Annotated in this window: 20 protein-coding genes; 7 read left to right on the forward strand and 13 right to left on the reverse strand. The window is 46.2% G+C overall.

Annotated elements, in window-relative coordinates; all coding sequences use genetic code 11:
* The first annotated feature begins 79 nt into the window (after positions 1-79).
* The gene (locus IJ23_RS14825) at positions 80-385 is read left to right on the forward strand and encodes a DUF6482 family protein (RefSeq protein WP_033906677.1); all 306 of its coding nucleotides are present in this window, start codon (positions 80-82) and stop codon (positions 383-385) included.
* Positions 386-453: 68 nt separating this feature from the next.
* Here the strand turns inward: IJ23_RS14825 and trhO are convergent, their stop codons facing one another.
* Together trhO and IJ23_RS14835 are read right to left on the reverse strand one after the other, a co-directional pair.
* Positions 454-1,434, reverse strand: a complete 981-nt coding sequence (trhO, locus tag IJ23_RS14830) for an oxygen-dependent tRNA uridine(34) hydroxylase TrhO (RefSeq protein ID WP_017634441.1) — start codon at positions 1,432-1,434, stop codon at positions 454-456.
* Between the two features lie 464 nt (positions 1,435-1,898).
* On the reverse strand, positions 1,899-3,194 hold the full coding sequence (locus IJ23_RS14835) for an alpha/beta fold hydrolase (RefSeq protein WP_033906678.1): 1,296 nt from the start codon (positions 3,192-3,194) through the stop codon (positions 1,899-1,901).
* Between the two features lie 210 nt (positions 3,195-3,404).
* On the opposite strand from IJ23_RS14835, the gene IJ23_RS14840 reads away from it, so the two are divergent.
* Positions 3,405-4,562 carry a D-alanyl-D-alanine carboxypeptidase family protein gene (locus IJ23_RS14840; RefSeq protein ID WP_024701007.1) on the forward strand — a complete coding sequence of 386 codons (1,158 nt, stop codon included), beginning with the start codon at positions 3,405-3,407 and terminating at the stop codon, positions 4,560-4,562.
* 85 nt (positions 4,563-4,647) lie between these two features.
* Here IJ23_RS14840 and IJ23_RS14845 read toward each other — a convergent pair whose 3' ends face one another.
* A complete protein-coding gene (locus tag IJ23_RS14845; RefSeq protein ID WP_033906680.1) occupies positions 4,648-7,305 on the reverse strand; it encodes an alpha-amylase family glycosyl hydrolase in 2,658 nt (885 codons plus the stop codon).
* Positions 7,306-7,434: 129 nt separating this feature from the next.
* Positions 7,435-8,898: a helix-turn-helix domain-containing protein gene (locus IJ23_RS14850; protein WP_172677726.1), complete on the reverse strand. Its 1,464-nt coding sequence runs from the start codon at positions 8,896-8,898 to the stop codon at positions 7,435-7,437.
* Between the two features lie 167 nt (positions 8,899-9,065).
* On the opposite strand from IJ23_RS14850, the gene IJ23_RS14855 reads away from it, so the two are divergent.
* Positions 9,066-9,719: an oxygen-insensitive NAD(P)H-dependent nitroreductase NfsB gene (locus tag IJ23_RS14855; protein ID WP_031411911.1), complete on the forward strand. Its 654-nt coding sequence runs from the start codon at positions 9,066-9,068 to the stop codon at positions 9,717-9,719.
* A 69-nt stretch (positions 9,720-9,788) separates the two neighbouring features.
* Positions 9,789-10,079: a putative quinol monooxygenase gene (locus IJ23_RS14860; RefSeq protein WP_025504417.1), complete on the forward strand. Its 291-nt coding sequence runs from the start codon at positions 9,789-9,791 to the stop codon at positions 10,077-10,079.
* Here IJ23_RS14860 and IJ23_RS14865 read toward each other — a convergent pair.
* The gene (locus IJ23_RS14865; RefSeq protein WP_020838235.1) at positions 10,076-10,999 is read right to left on the reverse strand and encodes a LysR family transcriptional regulator; all 924 of its coding nucleotides are present in this window, start codon (positions 10,997-10,999) and stop codon (positions 10,076-10,078) included. The genes IJ23_RS14860 and IJ23_RS14865 overlap by 4 nt on opposite strands.
* Before the next feature lie 132 nt (positions 11,000-11,131).
* Here IJ23_RS14865 and IJ23_RS14870 point away from each other — a divergent pair, with 132 nt between their 5' ends.
* Positions 11,132-11,350, forward strand: coding sequence for a VF530 family DNA-binding protein (locus IJ23_RS14870; protein ID WP_005374929.1), 219 nt, complete (start codon positions 11,132-11,134; stop codon positions 11,348-11,350).
* 1,307 nt (positions 11,351-12,657) lie between these two features.
* Here IJ23_RS14870 and IJ23_RS14875 read toward each other — a convergent pair.
* A complete protein-coding gene (locus IJ23_RS14875) occupies positions 12,658-13,110 on the reverse strand; it encodes an acyl-CoA thioesterase (RefSeq protein ID WP_005374933.1) in 453 nt (150 codons plus the stop codon).
* A 210-nt stretch (positions 13,111-13,320) separates the two neighbouring features.
* Here IJ23_RS14875 and IJ23_RS14880 point away from each other — a divergent pair, with 210 nt between their 5' ends.
* Both IJ23_RS14880 and IJ23_RS14885 read left to right on the forward strand, forming a co-directional pair.
* Positions 13,321-14,085: a ferredoxin--NADP reductase gene (locus IJ23_RS14880; RefSeq protein ID WP_005374935.1), complete on the forward strand. Its 765-nt coding sequence runs from the start codon at positions 13,321-13,323 to the stop codon at positions 14,083-14,085.
* A gap of 180 nt (positions 14,086-14,265) precedes the next feature.
* Entirely contained in the window at positions 14,266-14,712 is a 447-nt protein-coding gene (locus tag IJ23_RS14885; RefSeq protein WP_025768614.1) for an RDD family protein, read from the forward strand.
* Positions 14,713-14,772: 60 nt separating this feature from the next.
* Here IJ23_RS14885 and IJ23_RS14890 read toward each other — a convergent pair whose 3' ends face one another.
* The 7 genes from IJ23_RS14890 to IJ23_RS14920 all read right to left on the reverse strand — a co-directional run bounded on the left by IJ23_RS14890 (position 14,773) and on the right by IJ23_RS14920 (position 22,442).
* Entirely contained in the window at positions 14,773-15,444 is a 672-nt protein-coding gene (locus tag IJ23_RS14890) for a DUF2057 domain-containing protein (RefSeq protein ID WP_017634411.1), read from the reverse strand.
* Positions 15,445-15,660: 216 nt separating this feature from the next.
* Complete coding sequence (locus IJ23_RS14895) at positions 15,661-16,809, reverse strand: AI-2E family transporter (RefSeq protein ID WP_005386936.1); 1,149 nt, start codon at positions 16,807-16,809, stop codon at positions 15,661-15,663.
* The gene (locus tag IJ23_RS14900; protein WP_005374942.1) at positions 16,802-17,488 is read right to left on the reverse strand and encodes a potassium channel family protein; all 687 of its coding nucleotides are present in this window, start codon (positions 17,486-17,488) and stop codon (positions 16,802-16,804) included. The genes IJ23_RS14895 and IJ23_RS14900 overlap by 8 nt, the downstream gene beginning before the upstream one ends.
* A 16-nt stretch (positions 17,489-17,504) precedes the next feature.
* Complete coding sequence (locus IJ23_RS14905; protein ID WP_033906681.1) at positions 17,505-18,395, reverse strand: HlyD family secretion protein; 891 nt, start codon at positions 18,393-18,395, stop codon at positions 17,505-17,507.
* A 12-nt stretch (positions 18,396-18,407) separates the two neighbouring features.
* The gene (locus tag IJ23_RS14910) at positions 18,408-18,611 is read right to left on the reverse strand and encodes a DUF1656 domain-containing protein (protein ID WP_005374946.1); all 204 of its coding nucleotides are present in this window, start codon (positions 18,609-18,611) and stop codon (positions 18,408-18,410) included.
* Positions 18,611-20,254: a TolC family protein gene (locus IJ23_RS14915; RefSeq protein ID WP_033906682.1), complete on the reverse strand. Its 1,644-nt coding sequence runs from the start codon at positions 20,252-20,254 to the stop codon at positions 18,611-18,613. The genes IJ23_RS14910 and IJ23_RS14915 overlap by 1 nt, the downstream gene beginning before the upstream one ends.
* A gap of 10 nt (positions 20,255-20,264) precedes the next feature.
* On the reverse strand, positions 20,265-22,442 hold the full coding sequence (locus tag IJ23_RS14920; protein WP_033906683.1) for an FUSC family protein: 2,178 nt from the start codon (positions 22,440-22,442) through the stop codon (positions 20,265-20,267).
* Positions 22,443-22,614: the final 172 nt, after the last annotated feature.

Consider the following 22,614-nt stretch of genomic DNA (forward strand, 5'->3'; position numbering starts at 1 on the left):
GCAAGTAAACCGAAGAAATCTCATCCAATGATCGGTTTTATTCCACAAAACGTAGAGGTAACTTTTAGGGAGGTGACACATGGCAATACCATTGAGTAAGTTACAAAAATACTTCTATGTAGACAAATTGGTCATTCATTCGCTTGATCTCGCATTGTACCAGGCATCTGTCGTGATTGATGGAGAAGCGCAATTTATCACTGATGACAACGGTATCTTTTTGAGGGCTCATTCCCTGATCGAGATGCAAAAGAAGTGCAGGAATATCAAGGCAAATAAGCAGGTTTTAGTGCATCAAAGTGCTTATGATGAAATGGTGGGGCTACCCGAAGGCAAAAGAGACAATAAACTAGAGGTATTGGTGAGGGATACAAAATTGTATTGAAAGAGTATTGGTGCGTAGTAAAAGCGAGCCACCTTACGGCAGCTCGCTAAATATAAGGAGAGTTGGGCTTAGTCTTGTTTACGCTGCGCTTCTTTTTGCGCGTACTTAGCGGCACGTCGGGCTTCTCTTTGCTTGGCACTTTCACCACCAACATGCTGCTCGCCTCGCTGCTCTGCAAGAACAATTTGTTTTTCACGCTCGCGGAATCGAGCAATTTGTTCTTCTGAGTGTGTGCCGTGACATTTTGGACAGCTCACGCCTTGCTCGAACAATTCTGACTGTTTGTCTTCTTCAGTGATCGGTAGACGACAAGCGTTACATAAATCGTAATCTGCTTTTTCTAGCTGGTGGTTCACTGCAACACGCCCGTCAAATACGTAACAATCGCCTTCCCACATGCTCTCTTCTTGAGGAACTTCTTCAAGATATTTAAGAATGCCGCCTTCTAAGTGGTAGACCTCATCAAAGCCCTGTTCTTTCATGTAAGCCGTTGATTTTTCGCAGCGGATACCACCGGTACAGAACATCGCAACTTTCTTGTGTTTTGCCGGGTCCATGTTTTCTTTTACATAGTCTGGGAATTCACGAAAGGTTTCAGTATTTGGGTTTACAGCGCCTTTGAATGTCCCGATCTCGATTTCGTAATCATTACGTGTATCGACAACAAACACTTCAGGATCAGCAATAAGATCGTTCCACTCTTGAGGTTTCACGTAAGTACCCACTACGTGGCGAGGGTCTATACCTTCAACACCTAATGTTACGATCTCTTTTTTCAATTTCACTTTGGTGCGATTGAATGGCTGGGTCTCAGAATACGACTCTTTGTATACGGTGCCAGTCAAACGAGGTTCGTTGTTTAGCCACTCCAGTAGCGTATCAATACCTGCACGATCAGATGCAACAGTACCGTTGATACCTTCACTTGCCAGTAGTAATGTTCCGCGAATATGGTGTTTTTCCATCAACGCAAGTAATGGCTCGCGTAGCTCTTGATAGTTATTCAGCTCAACAAACTTGTACAGCGCACAAACTACATACTGACTCATGAGGTTTCCTTTAAAAATACAGGTGGTCAACGACCTTAAAATTTTAGCGGCACGAAGTATACCTGACTAAACTAGTCGGAAATACGGACAAATTATACGGATATTATGAGTAGGCGGGGCCTGGCGGTCTTTGATAGGAGGAGCATGTCCGCAGGTGAAGCCGCTATGTGTTCAAATTATAAGCATTAATTATAGTGGGTTAGGTAGGTTGGAGCCGATACTTTTGGTTTAGATTTATGCTGTTATTCTGTTTTAGGCCCTTCAAAAAAGTTAGGCGCAAGAAGCACCAAATAATCACCGGAGTCATTGACAAGGAAAGGACATGTCGCAGTTTTATACATGAGGTGGTGAGGGATAAAGGTTTAGGGACAAAGAGTGAATGACTGATCGCCATTGTTCATAAACCGCTATAAAACGCCTTTTCACCACATACTGAAAAGGCGTTTTTCTAACGTCTGCCGTGCTTATTTCAACGTAGCTGCGGTCTGTTTACCCATGGCTATGAGCCTATCGAGAATACGTTCACCGTCGGCACGTAAACCGTTGTGCTCGTACTCATTGGTGATCCACGCTTTTGAATTTGGTATTAACGCGAGCGTCTCTCGACTGATATCCATTTCAACAAACATATCATCGGCGTAAACGGCGCAACTGACAGGCACTTTGTTTTGAGCCAGTTGTGTTTGATCGTACAGCGCAGCCCAATCTTCTTTCGCGGCTAATATTTCTGCGGCGTCTTTTAGTGGCTTGAGGTTAACGTATTGGTCGAACATCCATGGGAAGACCATTTCCCCCGTAAAGTAAAATGGCTTGCCAGATTCATAATTAAACTCTGATCGGGTTTGGCGAACGCGGTGCGCACTCCAATTCGACGCGAAGCTTTGACAGTAAATCGATTCATGCAAAATGGCGTAGATCGGGTTGGTTTGGAAGTTTTGCTGCGCCAACATATCGTTTAAGAACTCATAACGAAGTTGTGGTTTGCCGTTCACTTCAATCAACGCGCTTTCTAGCCAATAGTAAGTTGGTAAGAAAGTATCACTCACACCAAAGTTGATGCCGATTTGTTGAAATTGTTCCACCGTGAAGCGTTGACCATTTGGTAGGTACTCTTCATTTTCTAGCAAGTGATTCGCAATGTTTTGGCAAAGTTGCTGTGCATTGGGAAATTGTTGGAAGAACGCTTGGTTTTTCTCCATGGTGCGTTTGAAAGTGGCTTCATACACATCGTCGGCATGACGCGAGACTGATGGCACGCCACCTGTGATGTAGCTTTGTAGCAAGCTGTCTGGGAACAAAGACAAATAGGTGAGGGAGCAAAAACCACCAAAGCTTTGACCTAAGATCGCCCATTTTTCGACGCCAAATTGCTCACGAATGTATTCCGCATCACGAACAATGTTGTCTGCGCGGAAGTGGCTTAAGTAGTCTGCTTGTTGCTGCGGTGTGAAATGAGCCAGAGTCTGATGATTAATCACCGAACTATTGCCCGTACCGCGCTGGTCGAGGAGCAAAACTCGGTACTCTTGCAGCGCGCGTTTTACCCAGCCGTTATTGCCGTTTTGACGCGGAGAGGGAAAGCCAGGTCCGCCCTGAAAGTAAACCAACCAAGGTTTGGTCGATTCTTCATCGCCAACTAGGCAAACCGCACGGGCGAAGACTTCAATGGTGCCTTTGCTCGCGTCTTGGTAATCCAGAGGAACGGTAAAACTGTGGGGAGTGTAATGCAATCCTGCGTCGATAAATGATTGAGCGTTCATTGTTATCTTTATTTCCTTATTGAGGGGTAGCGCTACTTTACTGCGAATGGCATGAAGAACCAATGCTATTTCCCAATCGCCTCTTCAGTTCTATACCTTGGTCAAATCAATGTAAGTTCAAGAAAATGAAACGATTAGCGACTGGTGCAACTGGTTGAGTGAGCTATGCTCAATAGAGTTGCGACAAAGTAAGAGCATGGAGGAAGTCGGATGAAAGTGTCACTGGCTCGATGGACAATTGTGACTTGTTTAATAAGCGTACCTACTTTTGCCGTTGTTACGCCCAACCCACCTCAGTTACAGGCAAAAGGTTACGTATTAATGGACTTTCAATCCGGTGCCATTATTGCCGAGCATAACGGGCGAGCAGGCCTTGCTCCGGCGAGTTTAACCAAGTTGATGACCGCTTATGTAGTTGGACAAGAAATCAAAGCGGGGCGTTTGAAATGGGATGATGTTGTCACCGTGAGCGAAAACGCGTGGTCGGCCAAGTTTCCCGGTTCTTCTAAAATGTTCATCAAACCGAAAGATGAAATTAGTGTTGCGAACTTAATGCGCGGCGTGATCATCCAATCAGGAAATGATGCGTGTGTTGCACTGGCTGAGCATGTTGCAGGCAGTGAACGCGGCTTTGTCGCCTTGATGAATGGTTGGGCGGAGAAATTAGGACTGCAAGACACCTATTTTGTGAACTCCCATGGTCTTGATAGTGATGGCATCCAAACCTCACCAACCGATATGGCAAAACTCATGCAGTCGATCATCAGCGATGTTCCTGATGTGTATGCGCTATACAGTGAGAAAGTCTTCAAGTGGAACGACATTACACAGTACAACCGCAATAAATTGCTGTGGGACAATTCCATTGATGTCGACGGGGGCAAAACCGGCTACACCAGCAATGCGGGATACAGCTTGGTGAGTTCGGCCAAAGAAGGAAGAATGCGCCTTATCTCGGTGGTGATGGGCACGCCAAGTAAACAGGCTCGGATCAGCCAATCGAAGAATCTACTCAGCTATGGTTTTCGTTTTTATGACACCAAGCAAGTTGCTAAGCAAGGCCAAGTTGAGTCTAAAGTTCGCGTTTGGAAGGGAAATACCAATCAAGTTGAGGCGATCTTTGCTAAAGATGCCTATCTCACTCTGCCTCGTTCAATGACGGCTGGGCTTGATAAGAGTGTGGTGTTAAATGAACCGTTGATTGCGCCGATCGCGCAAGGAGATGAGATTGGTAAGGTCGTTTGGAAAAGTGATGACAGTACCGTGGCGAGTTATCCCTTGGTCAGCAGCCAAGCGGTAGAAGAGGGCTCGTGGTTCGCTCAGCTTTGGGACAGTCTGGTGCTGTGGGTGAAATCGTTCTTTAACTAGAATAAAAACGAGCAGAAGTGTCTTTCTGCATTTTTTTGTTGATGGCCGCCCTGCTATAACGCTGGGCGGTGTCTTATTTAACGGTTTATTCCGACAAGGTGATGATTGGTAAATCGTCCCAAATCTTACTTTCATCCGATGCGCCACCGGAGAAGTTCCAAGGGCCTTTGTCTTGCTCTAGCGGACGGTAAGTTGCCGAAAGGCCGTCTAAGTCCCAAGTCGTGACATAGAAGCGGATACCATCGAGCGAATCTGGGCGGCCTAGTGCATCGCTAGCAAAGTCCATTGAAATGGTGTTGTTGGCTTTGTCTACTGTCACTGTTGGTGCTGGCGTTACGGCTTCTCCCCATGTCGTCGCATTTGCTCCTTTGGTGTTGTAAATCGAGCTTTGCCAGCCAAAAACAACCGCATTGCGACTCCAGGTTCCGCTTGGCATAGAAGCGTTGATCTTCGGTAGCTCAGACAAGTTGGTTGCCGTTTCTTCCGGTAAATCCATAAAGATGGTGAAACCCACGTGGTCGAAGCCGTTTGGTGGTAACCAAGTGTCGGTGATTTTGTCCATAGTGAAGGTCAAACGTACGTTACTGCCAACGGTAAATACCTCAGCTTTGTTGATTGCGAGTTGGCTATTGTTTTTATCGAATGTTGGATCCGTTGGTAGCGAATAGTTACCGTTAGGACCGCCCATGCCATCTTGCGCATCACCCGCGTCATCAATAGTGTCGTCTGGCGTGTTTGACCAGCTTAAGTCCGACACAAAGTTAACATCTTCAATGCCAGCTTTTTTCTCAGTAGAATAAATCGCGAAGCGGTGTTGTTGTTCGCCAATTGCAAAGTGACGAGTCGACAGCGTGACACTAAACTGACCATCAGCGCCTGCAGTAATGGCTTGCGCTGTTTCTAAGTTACCATCGACGACAAGGTTCAACTTCTCGTTGGCGTTCGCACTACCCGCGATAACAATATCACCAGTGATGGTTTTTCCTTCCCAACCCTGCGCCAGTTGGATGTTGAGGTCTGGGGTATCTACCGATTGGGTATCGTTAGTTTTTGAGTAAATCACGGCAGATTTGGCTGGTAGCTCAAGGGTTACGTGACCGTTTTCATCTGCGATTAACTGCTCTGGAGCGTCTACCCAGTTCGACATGATTTGTTGTTTGAAGACGGTGCCACCAACTTGTTCTACATCGAGTTGGTTCATCAACATCGGCGAGTTGGATGTATTCATCACAACCAAGACTTCGTCGTTATCCAACGTTCGAGTAAAGGCGAACACGCCCGCGCCCGCTTTATCGCTGCCAATCACTTTCATTTCGCCGCGTGTCATGACTTTGTTTTCAGTGCGTAGCTTGGCAAGTTCTTGAATAAACAAGTACATCTCACTGTTTTGGTCGAATGAGTCTACGTAGTTGCCATCTTCACGATACCCTCCGGCGAACATCGCATCACGCGCCGCTGACATCGCTTGCTCTGTACCTTGGTAAATCACAGGGATGCCCGGCACTGCCATCATTGTGATCAGAGCTTGCTTCATATCGTTGACACTGCCTTGCGATAGAAAACGTGGCATATCGTGGTTATCAATGAAGTTCGGCATGATGTATGGATTCGGGAACATGTCCATCATTTTCTCAAGACGGAAACGTAAATAGTCGGTCGGTTGCCCTGATGCAAATACGCGCGTCATGGTCGCTTGCAATGGGAAGTTCAGTACCGAGGTTAGCTGTTTCGGCGAGCCACTTTCACCGATGTAAGTCAGCATCTTCTCTTCGCCTTCGGTGTGGTAGGGCGTAGATGTTTCGAATACTTCACCAAAAGTGAGGAAGTTGTCACGACCAGTATCAACCGCTTGCGTCATCACACCATCGTCGGCGTGTAGGAAATCGTTCCAGAAATCGTGTTCAACAAACTTCACCGTATCGATACGGAATCCGTCGACGCCGACTTCGCGAATCCATTTTCGGTAGCTCTCTTTTAGATAAGCGCGTACTTCAGGATCGGACGTATTTAGATCATCCAGATCCGACAGTTGCCAGGTTTTTTCTTGGACGGGATCGTTGTGGTCGGTGATGCTTGGCGTCCAGTGGTAAATGCCAGTACCGTCTTCTTTACACTCATTCATGTTGAGCGGATAAGGCAGTTCTTGCCCTGCTGGCAGCGCATTTTCAATCAAACGGAAACCTTGGCAAGGTAGGCTAGGGTCGTAATAGTATGGGTCATCGTAAGTGAAGAAGTTACCTACGTGGTTGGTCACGATGTCTTGAATCAAGAACATATTACGAGCGTGCACTTCTCGCGCTAACGCTTGGTAGCTTTCCATGTCACCAAAGTGCTCATCCACTTTTTGGAAATCACGCGCCCAGTAGCCATGGTAGCCGCCGTAGTTTTGCTCGGCATCCCACCATTGGTTTGCCACTGGCGGTGTAATCCAGATAGAGGTAGCGCCTAGGTCTTCGATGTAGCCCAGTTTGTCACTGACACCAACCAGGTCTCCACCACTGAATTTCTTGTCTGAGGTAGGATCGTATTCATTCTGACCTTGATCGTTAAGCGTGTTGTCGCCGTCGTTAAAACGGTCGATCATCAAGAAGTAAATGATCTGGTCTTGCCAATCAGGAGATGCCACGTGGCTTCCTGTATCGGTTGGCGTAGTTTCATCGCTACCACAGCCAGAAAGAGCTAGGGCGATCGCTATAGGGAGTATTTTTATTTTATTCATAGGGTTAGGTAAGGTTTCAAACACGGTTTTTGTCTCCGTTGTGCAGCAATGCGGAAACGATAAATCAAAGGTTTGAAATTGAGAGTGTCATTTCACGCCAAAAAAGACGTGAAATGATGTCACGAAGAGACGATTTTGATCTGACCGACAGTTTTAATTGAGCGGTTGCACAATAGGATATTGTATCGGGTAATGCTCTTTCGCGAGCTCGTTGCCGGATTCATCATAAAGGCGGAAACGGCACTGCTTTGTAGTTTGAGTGAGCGATAATTGCAGCACCCAACAAGCATAATGTAGCGAGTGTTTGGTTAAGCGCATTGCGTGAGGTGTGGGGTCATCATCGGCGTAACAGTCAATCCTCGCAACGTTTTCAAGTCGGCATGCCAGTTCGATAAAGAGCGTATATTGCGCCCCAATGTTAATAAGTTGCCGAGTCGGGACAATATATTCCGTTGCGCCAATTAAAAGCCCCTTAGAAACTACATAATCACGCTGGTGGTTATTCTCAATGTAACGCTCCCCATCGACTTCGTAACACAGGCGAAAGGTAAGGGGATGCGCCACCGGAAGTTCGGTCGTTGCCCAGAGTTCGGTGCCATGACTTAAAAAACGCTCGAAGAAGGCGGGGTAGCGCCGCCATGCGCCATCACGGTCACGGCATTCTACCGAGACCACTTTTTCAAACGCAATATTGTCCACTTCCATCCAGATTTTGCCGACAGGTTGGTCGATGTGGTTATCGTCGAAGGTATTGGCTTTGGCGTAGTACAAGCGGATCGGTTGCTGATTTAGCTGAGTTCGGTTATCCAAACATTGTTGGCGATACTGCATGGGTGAAAACGGATACCAACGACGAAAAGTGCGGTGAAAGTTCGATGGTTCTTCGTAACCAAGTTGATAGGCGATTTGCTGCGTTGTGAGTTGGGTGTCGGCAAGCAAAGTGAGTGCTTGCTTTCTTTTCGCGAAATCAACGCATTGAGAGTAGCTCATTTGCTTCTCTTGCAGTCGACGTTGCAAGGTGCGTTTGGAGACGCCCAGTTGCCTTGCCGCTTGCTCTAACTTGAGCGCGTAATTGCTGTTTTTGATGAACAAGGCGTTCAAAACACTCAGTAATTCTGGTTGCTCAATTGGCTGGTGAGAAAGCAGCAAATAAACATGTTTCACCAGGTCAAACACGCTTGAACTCGTTTTAGAATCTCGCGTTTCCCTTAGAAAAATATCGGCCGCGAGTGGATTGCTGGCTTGAATTTGTACCTGTATTGATTCGCTTAGCTCAAGCATTTCCAATTGCATTTTGAGCAAGCCAAACACCGACTCCGCCCAATTTGGCATATCGGCCGTTCTGCATTCGACTTGCAGATGGATTTGGGCATCACCATGTTGCAATGTGACGTACAAACGGCGGTCGAATAATGAAACACTTTTACTCCACCAAAGCAGCCCTTCTTGGAGGTTAGGCGCTTCTTTCAACATCATGCATTGCAAGGCAACCAACTTCTCAATGTGCCAATATTCGCCGGCAATTCGAAGGTGATTGTGACCGAGCTTTTTGCACAGAAAGGATGTAATAACGTTATCTTGAGGCAGCATGAGTTGAGTTTGGTTGCGAGCAAACATGCATTATTGCTAAAAAGATGAAGAAGTTCAGTGAGAACGCTCAAAGCCTTTCTTATCGTTTTATTTTCAAATTTATTTTGAAAATGTTTTTAATCGAAATCGGTTTTTCCCTTTATCTCATGAGGTTATGCTGTTACACAGCTTAAGTTCATTAATTGGAGAACCTCATGGATATCGTACAAGCTGCAAAATCTCGTTACTCAACGAAAGTGTTTGACCCAACGCGCAAGCTACCTCAAGAAAAAATCGACGCAGTTAAAGAGCTGATTCGTTTTAGTCCATCGAGTGTAAACTCTCAACCTTGGCATTTCATTCTGGCAAGCACAGAAGAAGGCAAACAGCGCATCGCTAAAGCGGCGCAAGAGAACTACGCGTTTAACGCGGCGAAGATTCTCAATGCTTCTCACGTATTGGTGTTTTGTGCAAAAACAGGCATCGATAACGACTACATTGAAGCGCTAATGGTGCAAGAAGAAAAAGATGGTCGATTCCCAACTGAAGAAGCGAAAGCGGCTGTGCGCGGTGGTCGTAGCTACTTTGTAAACATGCACCGTTTTGATCTGAAAGATGCGAACCATTGGATGGAGAAACAAGTTTACCTCAACGTGGGTACGTTGCTGCTGGGAGCTTCGACGCTAGAAATTGATGCAGTGCCAATTGAAGGGTTTGATCCCAAAGTGCTGGATGAAGAATTTGGCTTGCGTGAAAAAGGTTACACCAGCGTTGTGATCGTGCCGCTGGGCTACCACGCGGAAGATGACTTCAACGCGAAAACGCCAAAGTCTCGCTGGGACACAGAAACCGTATTCACCGAGATCTAATTCGAGCTTACTTACAGGTGACGTAGAACCCTGTAATCAATATATAAATCGCAAAAGAGTGATAAAACGATGATCCACTTAGTTGCAGAAGTGAAAGCCTACCCAGACAGCAAGGATCAGGTGGTGAATTTGCTTGCTGGTTTACTAGAGCCAACTCGTCAAGAAGAAGGCTGTTGCCAATACGAGTTGTATCTTGACGAGAAAGTTGAAGGCCTATTTATGTTCCAAGAGATTTGGGCATCGCAAGAGGCCTTGGATAAGCATTTGCAAAGCCCGCACATGGCGGCGTTTCTTGAAACATTGGAAGAGAACGATTGGGTTGAGTATACCCAGATTCGTCCTCTTCGATTTATCGCCTAATGACAGAAGGTTGCCAGCACGTTGGCGCGTTGTTGGCAGCATTTTTGTTGGATAAAGTCGCGGAAAGTCCGAATCGTTGGCGTCAGTAAGCGACGATCGGCGCACACCATGTAGAGCGGTACTGGGCCGCAATCCCACTCTGGTAACACTCGCACCAATCTTCCCTCGATTAAGTCTCGGCTGATGTCCATCAACGATTTATTCGCAATGCCTTTGCCTTTGATCGCTAACCGATGTGGCAAGTCACTATCGTTGCTCATCAAGTTACCGCTGACCACGACTTGTTCTTTCTCGCCGTCACGCGTGAGCGTCCATTTGTTGTAGACCGAATCCGCGACCATATAGCACAAACAGTTGTGTTGCGTTAAATCGGCAGGAGAGGTGAGTTCTGGATGTGTAGCTACGTACTCTGGCGATGCACATAAGATCCGTTCGTTTGCCCCACACAATGCCAACACGACCAGATTAGAGTCGGCCGGCTCGCCGTAGCGAATCGCAATATCGACAGGCTTGGTGTACATATCCGTCAAGCTATCGGACAGCTCTAGTTTGATGGAAACATTTGGGTAGAGATCGATGAACTCATCCACCCAATCGAGCAACATATTGCGACCAAAATCGGAGGGTGCAGTAATGTGCAGCTGACCAGACAACTCCCCGCGCGCACTTGAGATCTGATCCAACCCCTCTTGCAATGTTGCCAACGCTTGCGTGGTTTTGTCTAAAAACAGTTCGCCCTCTGAGGTTAAACGCAGGCTTCGGGTGGAACGCACAAACAACGGGAAACCGATTTGCCCTTCAAGACGCTTAATCGATGCGCTAATGGCGGCAGGTGTCATGTCCATACTGTTAGCGGCTTTTGAAAAGCTGCCTTGGCGCGCGGTTTCGACAAAAATATTGAGGTCGTTGAGGGCTTTCATAATGAAAAGGGCTTTTAAGAAGTTTGGGCTACTATAGGGGAGAGTCGTAGGCCAATTCAAGGTTAAAACATTAGGTTGCACGGCGAGTTTGAGTTAGATTAGCGCGCAACTTCACTTTACCGGATCAATAGCATGAGCCAACAGCAGCCGAATAACCCACTTCACGGGTTGAGTTTAGAGAAAATCGTCACCCGACTAGTTGAACACTTTGGTTGGAATGGCATGTATGAGCGCGTTCGTGTGAACTGTTTCAAGAAAGATCCTTCAATCAAATCGTCGCTGAAGTTCCTGCGTAAAACGCAATGGGCCAGAGATAAGGTGGAAGCGCTGTACATCGAGACATTCTGCTAACCGCTCTATGGTCTGCAGCAGCGGTAAGTAGATTCTTAGTCTCGCTTTGGCTCGCTAGAATGACGTAGCTTTTCTTGTCGCGTAGGCTGGAAGAGTCGCTCCACTGATACGCCTAAAGCGATTTTCCGGATGGTCACTTAGGCTTATCTGGAATCGCTTTTTTAGATGGTTTTGTAGAGGTCAGAGCCAAACTCGAACCGTCATTCTGAACTGCGAGGAACGAGCGTGAATCAGAATCTACCTTCAGATTGTATTGAGTTTATTCATGGCTTTATGGTCTGCAGCAAGCGGCAAGTAGATTCTTAGTCTCGCTTTGGCTCGCTAGAATGACGTAGCTTTTCTTATCGCGTAGGCTGGAAGAGTCGCGCTGCTGATGCGTCTAAAGCGAGATTCCGGATGGTTACTTAGGTTTGTCTGGAATCGTTTTTTTAGATGGTTTTGTAGAGCTCAGAGCCAAACTCGAACTGTTATTCTGAACCGAGAGGAACGAGCGTGATTCAGAATTTACCCTCAGATTGTATTGAGTTTATTCATGGTTCTATGGTCTGCAGCAAGCGGCAAGTAGATTCTTAGTCTCGCTAGAATGACGCAGCTTTTCTTATCGCGTAGGCTGGAAGAGTCGCTCTGCTGATACGTCTAAAGCGAGATTCCGAGTGACTCACTTAGGTTCTTCTGGAATCGCTTTTTTAGATGGTTTTGTAGAGGTCAGAGCCAAACTCGAACCGTCATTCTGAACAGCGAGGAACGAGCGTGATTCAGAATCTACCCTCAGATTGTATTGAGTTTATTCATGGTTCTATGGTCTGCAGCAAGCGGCAAGTAGATTCTTAGTCTCGCTAGAATGACGCAGCTTTTCTTATCGCGTAGGCTGGAAGAATCGCTCTGCTGATGCGTCTAAAGCGAGATTCCGGATGGTCACATAGGTTTATCTGGAATCGCTTTTTTAGATGGTTTTGTAGGGGTTAGAGCCAATCTCGAACCGTCATTCTGAACAGCGAGGAACGAGCGTGATTCAGAATCTACCCTCAGATTGTATTGAGTTTATTCATGGCACTATGGTCTGCAGCAAGCGGTAAGTAGATTTTTAGTCTCGCTATGGCTCGCTAGAATGACGCAGCTTTTCTTATCGCGTAGGCTGGAAGAGTCGCGCTGCTGTTACGTTTAGCGAGGTTTCGAATGATTCACTTAGGCTCATTAGAATGACGCTAGTTTTCTTATTGCGTAAGTTGGAATGGTACCTCAGCATCATTCCCGATAGCGATGAAGAAGCGCTGTCGGGAACCTCGCCTTTAATCTCTCGTTTATTGCTACTCCAAATGATGCGTACTACCCACGGTTCCTTCCAAGTCTAAAATCGACTGGCGAACGTGATCTGGAATCGCAGCTTTAACGTTGTTCTTAAAATCAAACATCACACCAGTGGCGGTCGCGATGGTCGCAATTTTACCCCACTTCTTACTCAGCACTTGGTACTCCATCGTGATGCGATCTTCTTGCATGTCGATTACGCGAGAACCGACTAATAGCGTGTCTGGGTAAGTAACAGGCAATTTGTAGCGGCATTGAGTCTCGCTCAGTACTGGTCCAATTTGCGAGGTCTGCAGGTCGACCAGCAGGTTAATTTTGTTGAAGTAATCTAAACGTGCGGTCTCGAAGTAGCGAAAATAGACCACGTTATTAACGTGTTGCAGAGCATCCATTTCACCCCATGCGACTTTTATCTCTGTGATAACGGGAAAGTCCTTTAACAGTGTGTCCATTTTTATTGCTCCTTTTTCATCTGCTTTGCCACAAATTGCGACGCGACTTATCACTTTGAGCATTTATTCTAGATGTAATCATTTAATATGTAATAAAATTGTTTTTAAAATGTGAAATGAAATAGTGGTTTGATTATGTAAACTAGAAACTTTACATAATCGAGTTGAAGGCGTAAGTTTAACTAAGAGTAACCAGATAGGAGGTGTCTCATGATTGAACTCAAAGGTTTCAACCTCGCAAGAGTTGAGAAACGCATTGATTGGACAGGTGAGCTGTTCAGTTTGAGAATATCTGGCGCGCCTCTTTCATTTAAAGCTGGCCAATTCACCAAGCTTGCTTTGCTTGATGATGAAGGTAAGCCGATCAGCCGTGCTTACTCTGTGGTTAATGCGCCAAGCGAGCAATTCGATTGGTTGGAATTTCTAATAGTAGCCGACCCTCAAGGACAACTTTCTCCACGGCTCCAAAAGCTTAAATCTGGTGATAGCATTTATGTCGGTGCCACCGCACATGGCGATTTAATCCATGATTCTATTCCTAAACAGGCTCATGACCTGTGGCTGCTATCTACAGGTACGGGGATTGGACCGTTTTTATCGCTGCTGGATGATATAAACTTACCGCCTCACAATGAGCGCATTGTGCTGGTTCATGCCGTTCGTTTCGAAAAAGATCTGGTTTATAAATACCTAATTGAACAGCTTCAGCAACGATATGAAGGCAGATTAAAGTATATACCGATAGTCAGCAGGGAAGTGGTTGATGGTAAATTACAAGGCCGAATTCCTGAACTCATCGAATCGGGTTTACTGTCCAACGCCGCTGATGCGCCATTCTCAGCTCAGCGTAGCTTTGTCATGATGTGTGGGAATCCACAAATGATCAAAGATACCGTGCCCGTCTTACAAGAGCTAGGCTTGGAAAAGTATCGCCATCAAACCGGGGGAAATATCATTTACGAACGTTACTGGTAGCGTTTTGTTAAATTGATACGGTTATGCTCAAGATGTAATGATTACTTTTGAGATACGACCGCGATTTAGTATGTTCTTAGTTGAATATTATGTTGGCAATACCTAAACTGCGCTCACCATTGCGCGTCTGTACACTCAGTCATTCTCGCTTAACCAATTACATTGAGGTGACTGAAGTCCATGTATGCTTTTATCGCGAGCAAGCAACAGAGAATCATTGCTGGTTTTATCGACCTGCTCTTTACGATGGTGGTCGTGTTAATCATCGCATTGAGTATTAACTCTTTTCTTAACGACTTTCAGCTCTCTTTAGCAGATAACCTCACGCTTGTTCGTGAAACTCAGGCGTTTTACTTGCTTTCTTTACCAACGGTTTTAATGATCAACTGGAATGCATTGAGTCATGGGCAAACCATTGGTATGCGCATGATTGGTATTAAAGTTGTAATGAAAAATGATAGTAAGGCAACGAAAGTTACAGCAGGGTTAAGGCTTGTTATTAGCTACTTACTGGAGATGCTCATTCCGGGGATCCCGTTGGTAAATTTGGCATTGTTGTTCTTTCATCCGGAGCGACGTTTGTTGCATGACTTGATCGCCAATACTAAAGTTGTCCAAGTTTCCTAATTTTTTGATCGAAAAAGCCACGTGAAGTGGCTTTTTTAATATCGATAAAGTTAACCAGATTTACTGTTGATTAACATATTTCTTAAAGCGAGCTTTGGTTTCTGCGTCTGCTTTTTGGTACCAGAAGTGCAGCATCTCTTCAGCTGTCGAATCCGCTTTAACCGCAGTTGCTCTCACTTGCTTCATATCCGCAGGAACCTTTGCAGGAAGCGTGACTGGCTGCATGGTCGCTGCGCCAGCAAAAGCCACGGCTGCTGCACCGCCAGCTTGGTTATAATCTTCGATTTCACGTACGTAATCACGACCGATTTGCATACCCGGTTTGAGCAACTTGTCCTGGTCAACCGCGATTGCGTTGCCTGAATCATCAACCAGTTTCCAATCTAAGTCTTTGATCTTCTCTTCCGCATCACGTAGGTTGCGGTATTCTGGCATTTGTAGAGTGAGTTCGGCATTGGTCGCGTCAAATCGTGTAACGATAACATCGCTTTCAACACTTAAACGGTCATTACCTTGGTTGAAGTAAGGGGCGAAACGAAATACGACTTGGTTAAGGCCATCAGGTAACGTCAGTGTTCTTTCAGAGGCGAAAAAACCACCCGAAAGATCTGCTTTTTCACCGTTAGCCGCCAATACTGAAACGTTGTCAGGAACACTCACGGTTACATCTGCGAATGCCATGCCACTCATTGCGAGAGCAAGCGCACAAGTTAAAGGCTTGATCAATTTCATTGTTTTTATCCTAAGCAAATTAGTGGTCATCGAGAGTGCATCGTTCATTGCCCGATTGCAACTCCCAAGTGTAATAAGTATGAAAATTTAACAAGAACGTCATTTTTATCGCATTTATTACGACGAAACTGTGATCCAAATAGAATCAAACCGCTGAAATGCAGCGGTTTGATATCATAAGTTATAGATTAAATTTCTTTCTAACTTATTGATTTATTAAATGCCAGCACCGTGTCCAGGTTCTGATTGGTCATCAGAAGCGTCTTGTTGTTCTGCCATTTCTTCTTGCTGTTGTGCTTTCTCAATGCTCAACCACCAAACAAATAACTCATACCAAATTGCTAGGATAACGGCACCTAAGAACAGACCAACGATGCCGTAGAAAAGCATACCACCGATGGCACCGAGCAGAATCACAGGCATTGGCACGTCGACGCCACGTCCCATTAACATTGGTTTGAACAGGTTTTCAGAAAGAGCCGCAACTACGACCCAAACAGTAAACATGGTTGCTGTTGAGGTGTCTTGGGTCATGTACATGAAGCCAATCACAGGTAGCACTGCGAGCAACGCCGGGAGCTGAGCGATACATAAGATCATTAGAAGCAGTGTGAGTAAACCTGCTGCCGGAACGCCAAATACGAAGAAACCAGCACCGATCAACAGTGCTTGAATCGCCGCTACACCGACTACGCCAAGCAGTACGCTTTTAATTGTCGCTGCGATAAGCGTGGTCCAGCTTTTTGCGTTTTCACCAGCGGTACGAATCGCGATGGTTCTTAGGCCTGATGCCGCAGATTCAGAGTACGTCATGAAACCTGCTGCAATCGCAAGTGACAAGATTGAAAGCAGTAAACTTCCCAATACGCCCCCCAGTGTACCCAGTAAAGATGTGAGTCCTGCCTTTATTTGTGGCATAAAGGTTTGAATCGCTTGCTCAAGATTAGTAGCGAATAGGGTCCACACTTCGTAGAGCTTATCACCCACGATAGGCCAATCCGCTACGGAAGGTTTTGGCCCTGGTATTTTCACTTGACCATTTTGTAGTACTTCAAGCGCGTGCGTTGCACCATCCACAATGGAGCCTGATACCATAACAAGTGGCGTGACAAGGAGGGCAATACCAAGTAAAGCAATGGTTGTGGCTGCCAGACCTCTGCGACCACCATATACACGCTGCAATTTTTGGGTAAGCGGCATTAAAGCGACGGCTATAATAGCGCCCCAAATAACCGGAAGGATGAAGGGTTTGATGATGTCGTACGTAAACATCAGCAAGACAAAGATCAAGCCAATGCGTATTGCCGATTCCACCATATTACTGATGAAAAGCTTACTGTCGATTTTTACCGATTGTTTATCCATTTTTGTTTACCTGATGATCAATGTTAGAACTGACGAGACTTGAAACAACAATCGCCATATAAAAAACACCTGTGATGGCCTCTAAATACACCACGACTTGAGCCAGTGGTGTTAGAGGACTAATGTCGCCATAACCGAGCGTGGTTAAGGTAACGAAACTGAAATACGCTGCATTGGAGAAGTTCTGCCCCCAAGAAATCGCTTCCATACCGGTAAAGGCTTCAGGCGAAAACTCAAGCAGAATGAGGTAGGCAATCGCCCACATCAGACCAAGCAGCAAGAAAAGCGCGACCGAGCCAATGACTTTGTTGCTGTTGACATGGCCGGTGAAAAGAATCTGTCTTGCGATGGATTTAAAAGTGCCGAAAAAGAACGCAAAGGTGAGGGCAAGCATCACCACATTCATCTCTCTGATGTCGAAAACGGTCTTGATCACAATCACAAGAACCCAAATACCAAACAGGCTGTAGAGGAAACGAGACCAGGTTTTGTCAAAGCGAAGGCTCGCAAAACAGACGATAAACGTCAGAACCGTGAAAGCCTGAAGTATGTGTTCAATCGTCCCTTCACCTACGACTTGTGCCATCGCACTCCCTAGCAACAAAATCACTAGTGCTAAGGTTAGATAGAAGAAGTTGTTTTCTTCATTAATATTTTTGAGGTTTTTACCAATGACCATGGCTCTTCTCACTTAGTTATTGTTCACTTTCTGCGGATGACTCTTTCATCACCATGATGGACGCAGAAAGCCCGAATCGAAGATCAACATCTTCAGGAAGTTCTTGTAGGGAGATTCGCACCGGAATACGTTGTGCTAAGCGAATCCACTGAAAAACAGGGTTTACGTTTGGAAGAAGGTTGTAGCCGACCGTGCCGTCTTTGGGCGCAATACCCCAACCAATCGAGTCAACCGTCGCGTCAATTGGCGTGTCTGGGTGTGACATCAAAGTGACACGCGCTTGGCTGCCAGGTTCGATTTGCGCAAGTTGATTTTCACGGAAGAAACCAAATACCCAAAAGCTGTTTTTGTCGATCAGTGCGAGCAGTGGTTGGTTTGCGACCGCTTGCGTACCGTTTCTAATATCGAGGTTAGATACAAAACCATCGACGGTCGCATAAACTTTGGTAAAGCTGAGATTAAGGCGTGCTGATTTTAGTTGCTCTTCTGCAGATTTGATTTGCAGTAGCGATTCTTCGTAAGCGATTTCACGACGAATCAGATCCTTGTGAGAAACCGCGCCACGGTCTTTGGCACGAATGTCTTTTAAGCGGTCATATTCGATTTTTTTACCGCGAGAGCTAACAATGGAGCGCTCCAGTGCTACTTCGGCTTGAGATAACGCAACCTGGTAAGTCGCAGGGTCGATTTCAAACAGTAAATCCCCCGTTTTTACTTCTTGGTTGTCTTGCACCGCGACATTTACAATTGGGCCTGATACGCGAGGAGCCACTTTGATGACGTTAGCACGCACTTGCCCATCTCGTGTCCATGGGTTATTAAAGTATTCCTCAAACTTTTGATAGCCGAGCCAAGCTGCGCCACCAAGAATGACAAGATTGAGTGCGATTACGAATAGTTTTTTCATCTTGTTTGGCACCTAAAATTGAATATAAAAGCTGTCGATGGCCACCACATAACCGACCATGATGGCAATAAACGTCAGAGACGGAAAAGCGATGAAGCGAGACAAACGTGTCTTGTTCAATATCATCACCGTTATCCACGTGGCCGTGACGGCGAGAAAGAGCACCAGTAGCGTAGGAGAAAAGTAAACGTCTCCCCAAGAGAGTTCATGAGGCATTACCGATCCTCCGTTTTGTTTTCATCACTGGTCTCAGCCGGAGTTTCGAGTCGCAAAGGCGGCAATACGCGGTTTTCTTCATTTAAATAACTTCCCCAGTCAGTGCGCTCTGTCATCTGCGTGGCAATCGATTCACTGATGAAAGGTTTGCCTGTTTGGGTTTGCCAGCCTCCACCGAGGGCTTTGTAGAGCGCGACAACTTGGTTCGCAACATTACCTTTGATCGTTGCGTAGCTGTCTTCTGCGCGGGTCATTTTTTCTACCGAGTTAAGCAGACGTTCGAATGAAATTTGTCCGTTTTCGTACTGTGTCATGGATATGTTGAACGCACGAATGGAAGAGTTGACCGATTGCAAGCGTAAATCTTTTTGCTGCAAATACAGGTCATACGCTTCGATTGCATTGGTGACTTCATTAACGGCTTGCAGTACCTTTTTGTTGTAGTTCGTCAGCGTTTCTTGGAAGCGAGCATCTTCGAAACGAATGTTATTTTTCACGCGTCCGTATTGGAAAATGTTCCAACTGAACGTTGGGCCAACCACCATGGTGAGCGAATCGCTAAAACTGAAACTGCTGCCATCGGGAACCGTACTGTCGATACCGATGGAACCGAACAACGAAAAGCTTGGGTACAGAGCGGTTTCTGCCACGCCAATCTGCGCACTTTGCGCGCGAGCTTGCATCTCAGAGACTTGCAAATCCGGACGTCGCATCACTAAGTTAGCATCCACTTGCGTATCCAAAAGCGGTGGACGTGGCACAATGGAACGCTCGTCGGTGCCCGATAGCGCCGATTTTCTGCCCGTCGATTTGAACTGGGCTTCGTACTCAGCGATTTGCTTGTGCATCCCATCCGACTGTAGCAGTCGATCTACTTCTTCTGGTAACAGACCCAGTAGCAAAGCCAACACAGTACGTGATTGCTTCATTGCCACTTCGAGGCTCGGTAACGCTGCTTTGGTGGTGTAGAGTTGGTTTTTAGCTTGTTGAACGTCCAATTCTGTAACGTTGCCAGAGTCGAACTGCACCTGAGTAATACGTACGACACGCTCTTGAATCTCTATGTTGCGGCGAGACAGCAAAATACGTTCTTGGAATGTGCGATAGTTGATGTAATTGCGCGCCACTTCGGCGGTTATAGTGACCATGATGTCGTGATACGATGCGATGGATGCGTAGTAACCCGCTTCTGCCGACTCAATACCGCGAGCATACTTGCCCCAAACATCCATTTCCCAAGCAGCATCAAACGACAAAGTGGCGTTATTCACGCCCTGATCATTTACGTAGGCACGCGCTAGGTTTCCTGACACGGTTTGAACTTGTGGGTATTGCAAGCCAGTCGAAATACCAAGCAATGAACGTGCTTGGACAATTCGTAGCCCTGCGGCTTCTAAATCGAGGTTTTGTTTGCTCGCCAACTCAACCAGCTGATTAAGAGTTGAGTCATTAAATTGCTGCCACCATTGTTGTAGCTGTTGCTCTGATTGCTGCGTATCTTTGGCTGCTTTTTGCACCGACCAGTCACTTGGCAGTGGCGCCTGCTTTGGATGAACATAATCTGGTCCTACCGTGGTACACGCACTGAGTCCGAGCAAAGAAAGTATGGCGAGGCTTGGTTTGGTTAGTTTTGGAAGCATCATATCCCCACCTTTAAAAACGCTTCTGTTGTAAGTTCACCCAATCGATATCCTCGTAGGTTTGCTTGCAATGCTTGATTGCTTCGAACACGTTCCGTTTTAAATTCAGCAAGATATAAAAACCGGCTATCTCTGAATAAGCGTAGTCAGATAAATCCAACTCACTAAAAAAATCTTCCAGTTTATCTTCGAATGTTTGGTAATCCTGACTGTATTGGTCGAATACGGAGTCGAGTTCTTGTGTTGCTTGATGGCTGGCTAAAGCGCCCGCCATCAAAGGAATGATGGAATCGCGGTGCTGTTGGCGAAGCTGAGTAATTAGTGGATTGGTCATCAACTTTTTCTCGGCGGCCATTAAGATGTTGATGTGATTACTGAGTACATCACACGCTTTGCTAAACGCGCCGATCGCTTCTGGCGTGGTTTTATCAAAGTGTTTGTGGTTGATTTTCGAACCCCACACTTTGAGCTTTTTCGATGAGACATTGAGCGTCACCAAGTGTAAGGCCCGTTTGAGCGGCGTAATAACCGAGCTAGACTGCTGTTGATAGGTAGTGAACAGCTCTCGGGTATGTCGGAAGTAGCGTTCTTTTATGGTCAAAAAGAGGTGTTCTGGTCGTGAGCTAAACGGGAAGTAGTGCGCGAAAATAATCATGAACACCACCATGTAGAACAACAGCATGATCGTCATGAGGATCCCGAAGTGATAAAACATGTTGTTGTCTAAACCGAGAACAAACAAGCCAATCATATAGAAAATCGTCACTGGCCCGTTAAACAGATAAAAACCGATAAAGGTGTAGATAAAGATAAACAGGCCAAGTTCTAATCCGAGATCCAATTGCGGAAGGATGAAGACGTAAGAAGGTACCGCGAACAAGAAGCCGAAAGTGAACAGAACAAGTAACAATATCGGGTGCACAGGTACGAACGACAGCAAAGACATAAACATGGTCGAGAAGACCACGAACGAGTAGCCGCCTGGTGGATTGAAATAAATCCAAATCAGTCCTGCAACCCAATAGGTAACAAAGGTTTTGACCGCAGTTTTAAAGTTTTCTGCGTCCCACCATAGAAACTTGCCTTTCGGTTTCGGCAGTGGCACGTCAAAGGAGACATTGTTCGTCACAGAGTCAATGCAGCTAATGCTCTCCGCTAAACGCGACAAGTTTTGATGCATCAGTTCCAATAGGTGACCAAGCGTAAGCGCAGAGCCTTTCTCTAGGTGAGCTGCGTCTTCAAGCAACGCTTGGTTGTATTTGACTTTGAATTCCTGGGCACGATAAGCGGGTTCTTTTTCGTCCCAGACTTGTTGGCAGGTATCAAATAGCGCGTCAATTTCCGCCACGGCTTGAGCAAAGTTGCTGATGCTTTCACGGTCTTGCTGGTGGCTAAAGTGGCTGTGCGCCGCGACGGTCAATTGTTGCGTTACCTGCTTGTTCAAATGAACTGCCAAGCGCCACTCTTTCATGTAGGCCGACACGTCACTGCATTCCACACTGACCGTGGCAAAACGCTGTTCGAGCGCATTTTGAGCAGCAAACATCTGTTCGATGAGAGTGTCCACGCTAGGAGGTTGTGGCTCTTCCGCTTCTGGATTTTCTTCTCCGCCTTCTTGAGGAGAGATTTGCCCTGCCGATTTTTGCTCGAAATTTTGCAAGATAGAGGTGAACAACGCGCGTTGTGCTTGGTTGAGTTGTTCGATGAGCTGTCTTAGGTTTTGTTCTGTTTTGGTCGGGAATAAGAAAGTCCCCACGAGTGTGTAAACCACCACCCCAAACACCGTCATATAGGCGCGGTCAACGCCATAAAGAAACGCACCTTCTGCGTCACCGCCATTGGACATCATCAACGTCATCACGCCGGTCAGCATGAGTAGCGTTGGATCTTTTTGATAGGCATTACGGAAGTAAAAAATGAATGAGACCACAACCGACACGCTCAACATGTACAGCAAGCGGTCTTGAGCAAACAATCCCACCAGTAACAAGCCAACGACGGCGCCAACCAACGTACCGAACACGCGTAAGGTACCTTTGGCGAGGGATTCACGACGACTGCCTGTGGATGCAATCAGCATCACTGTGGTTGCGGCCGTCGATGCTTGCGGCCAACCCATGGCAAACGGGATCAGATAAGCCAGAGTCAGGCTAAGCGATACTTTAATAGCGAATTTTATTTTGTCGTTCATAGTGTCAAAGTTTGCTCAGGCTTATCGTTATAAGTTGATGAATTTCTTATGTGAATAATCAGAACCTTGTTCTGAATAAATTCGGGGGGGCGGAATATAGCGGGTGAAAAAGTGTGCTTTGTAAACCCTTTGTCAAAACAAAAAGTGCGTATTTGGCTTGATCTCGTGCTAG

This window comes from Vibrio sp. OY15 (assembly GCF_000742455.1).
GTDB classification, from domain to species: Bacteria; Pseudomonadota; Gammaproteobacteria; order Enterobacterales; family Vibrionaceae; genus Vibrio; species Vibrio alginolyticus.

Coding starts and splice junctions, on each gene's coding strand:
- IJ23_RS14825 (WP_033906677.1), top strand. CDS start 80: ATGGCAATACCATTGAGTAAGTTACAAAAATACTTCTATGTAGACAAA.
- trhO (WP_017634441.1), bottom strand. CDS start 1,434: ATGAGTCAGTATGTAGTTTGTGCGCTGTACAAGTTTGTTGAGCTGAAT.
- IJ23_RS14835 (WP_033906678.1), bottom strand. CDS start 3,194: ATGAACGCTCAATCATTTATCGACGCAGGATTGCATTACACTCCCCAC.
- IJ23_RS14840 (WP_024701007.1), top strand. CDS start 3,405: ATGAAAGTGTCACTGGCTCGATGGACAATTGTGACTTGTTTAATAAGC.
- IJ23_RS14850 (WP_172677726.1), bottom strand. CDS start 8,898: ATGTTTGCTCGCAACCAAACTCAACTCATGCTGCCTCAAGATAACGTT.
- IJ23_RS14855 (WP_031411911.1), top strand. CDS start 9,066: ATGGATATCGTACAAGCTGCAAAATCTCGTTACTCAACGAAAGTGTTT.
- IJ23_RS14860 (WP_025504417.1), top strand. CDS start 9,789: ATGATCCACTTAGTTGCAGAAGTGAAAGCCTACCCAGACAGCAAGGAT.
- IJ23_RS14865 (WP_020838235.1), bottom strand. CDS start 10,999: ATGAAAGCCCTCAACGACCTCAATATTTTTGTCGAAACCGCGCGCCAA.
- IJ23_RS14870 (WP_005374929.1), top strand. CDS start 11,132: ATGAGCCAACAGCAGCCGAATAACCCACTTCACGGGTTGAGTTTAGAG.
- IJ23_RS14875 (WP_005374933.1), bottom strand. CDS start 13,110: ATGGACACACTGTTAAAGGACTTTCCCGTTATCACAGAGATAAAAGTC.
- IJ23_RS14880 (WP_005374935.1), top strand. CDS start 13,321: ATGATTGAACTCAAAGGTTTCAACCTCGCAAGAGTTGAGAAACGCATT.
- IJ23_RS14885 (WP_025768614.1), top strand. CDS start 14,266: ATGTATGCTTTTATCGCGAGCAAGCAACAGAGAATCATTGCTGGTTTT.
- IJ23_RS14890 (WP_017634411.1), bottom strand. CDS start 15,444: ATGAAATTGATCAAGCCTTTAACTTGTGCGCTTGCTCTCGCAATGAGT.
- IJ23_RS14895 (WP_005386936.1), bottom strand. CDS start 16,809: ATGGATAAACAATCGGTAAAAATCGACAGTAAGCTTTTCATCAGTAAT.
- IJ23_RS14900 (WP_005374942.1), bottom strand. CDS start 17,488: ATGGTCATTGGTAAAAACCTCAAAAATATTAATGAAGAAAACAACTTC.
- IJ23_RS14905 (WP_033906681.1), bottom strand. CDS start 18,395: ATGAAAAAACTATTCGTAATCGCACTCAATCTTGTCATTCTTGGTGGC.
- IJ23_RS14910 (WP_005374946.1), bottom strand. CDS start 18,611: ATGCCTCATGAACTCTCTTGGGGAGACGTTTACTTTTCTCCTACGCTA.
- IJ23_RS14915 (WP_033906682.1), bottom strand. CDS start 20,254: ATGATGCTTCCAAAACTAACCAAACCAAGCCTCGCCATACTTTCTTTG.
- IJ23_RS14920 (WP_033906683.1), bottom strand. CDS start 22,442: ATGAACGACAAAATAAAATTCGCTATTAAAGTATCGCTTAGCCTGACT.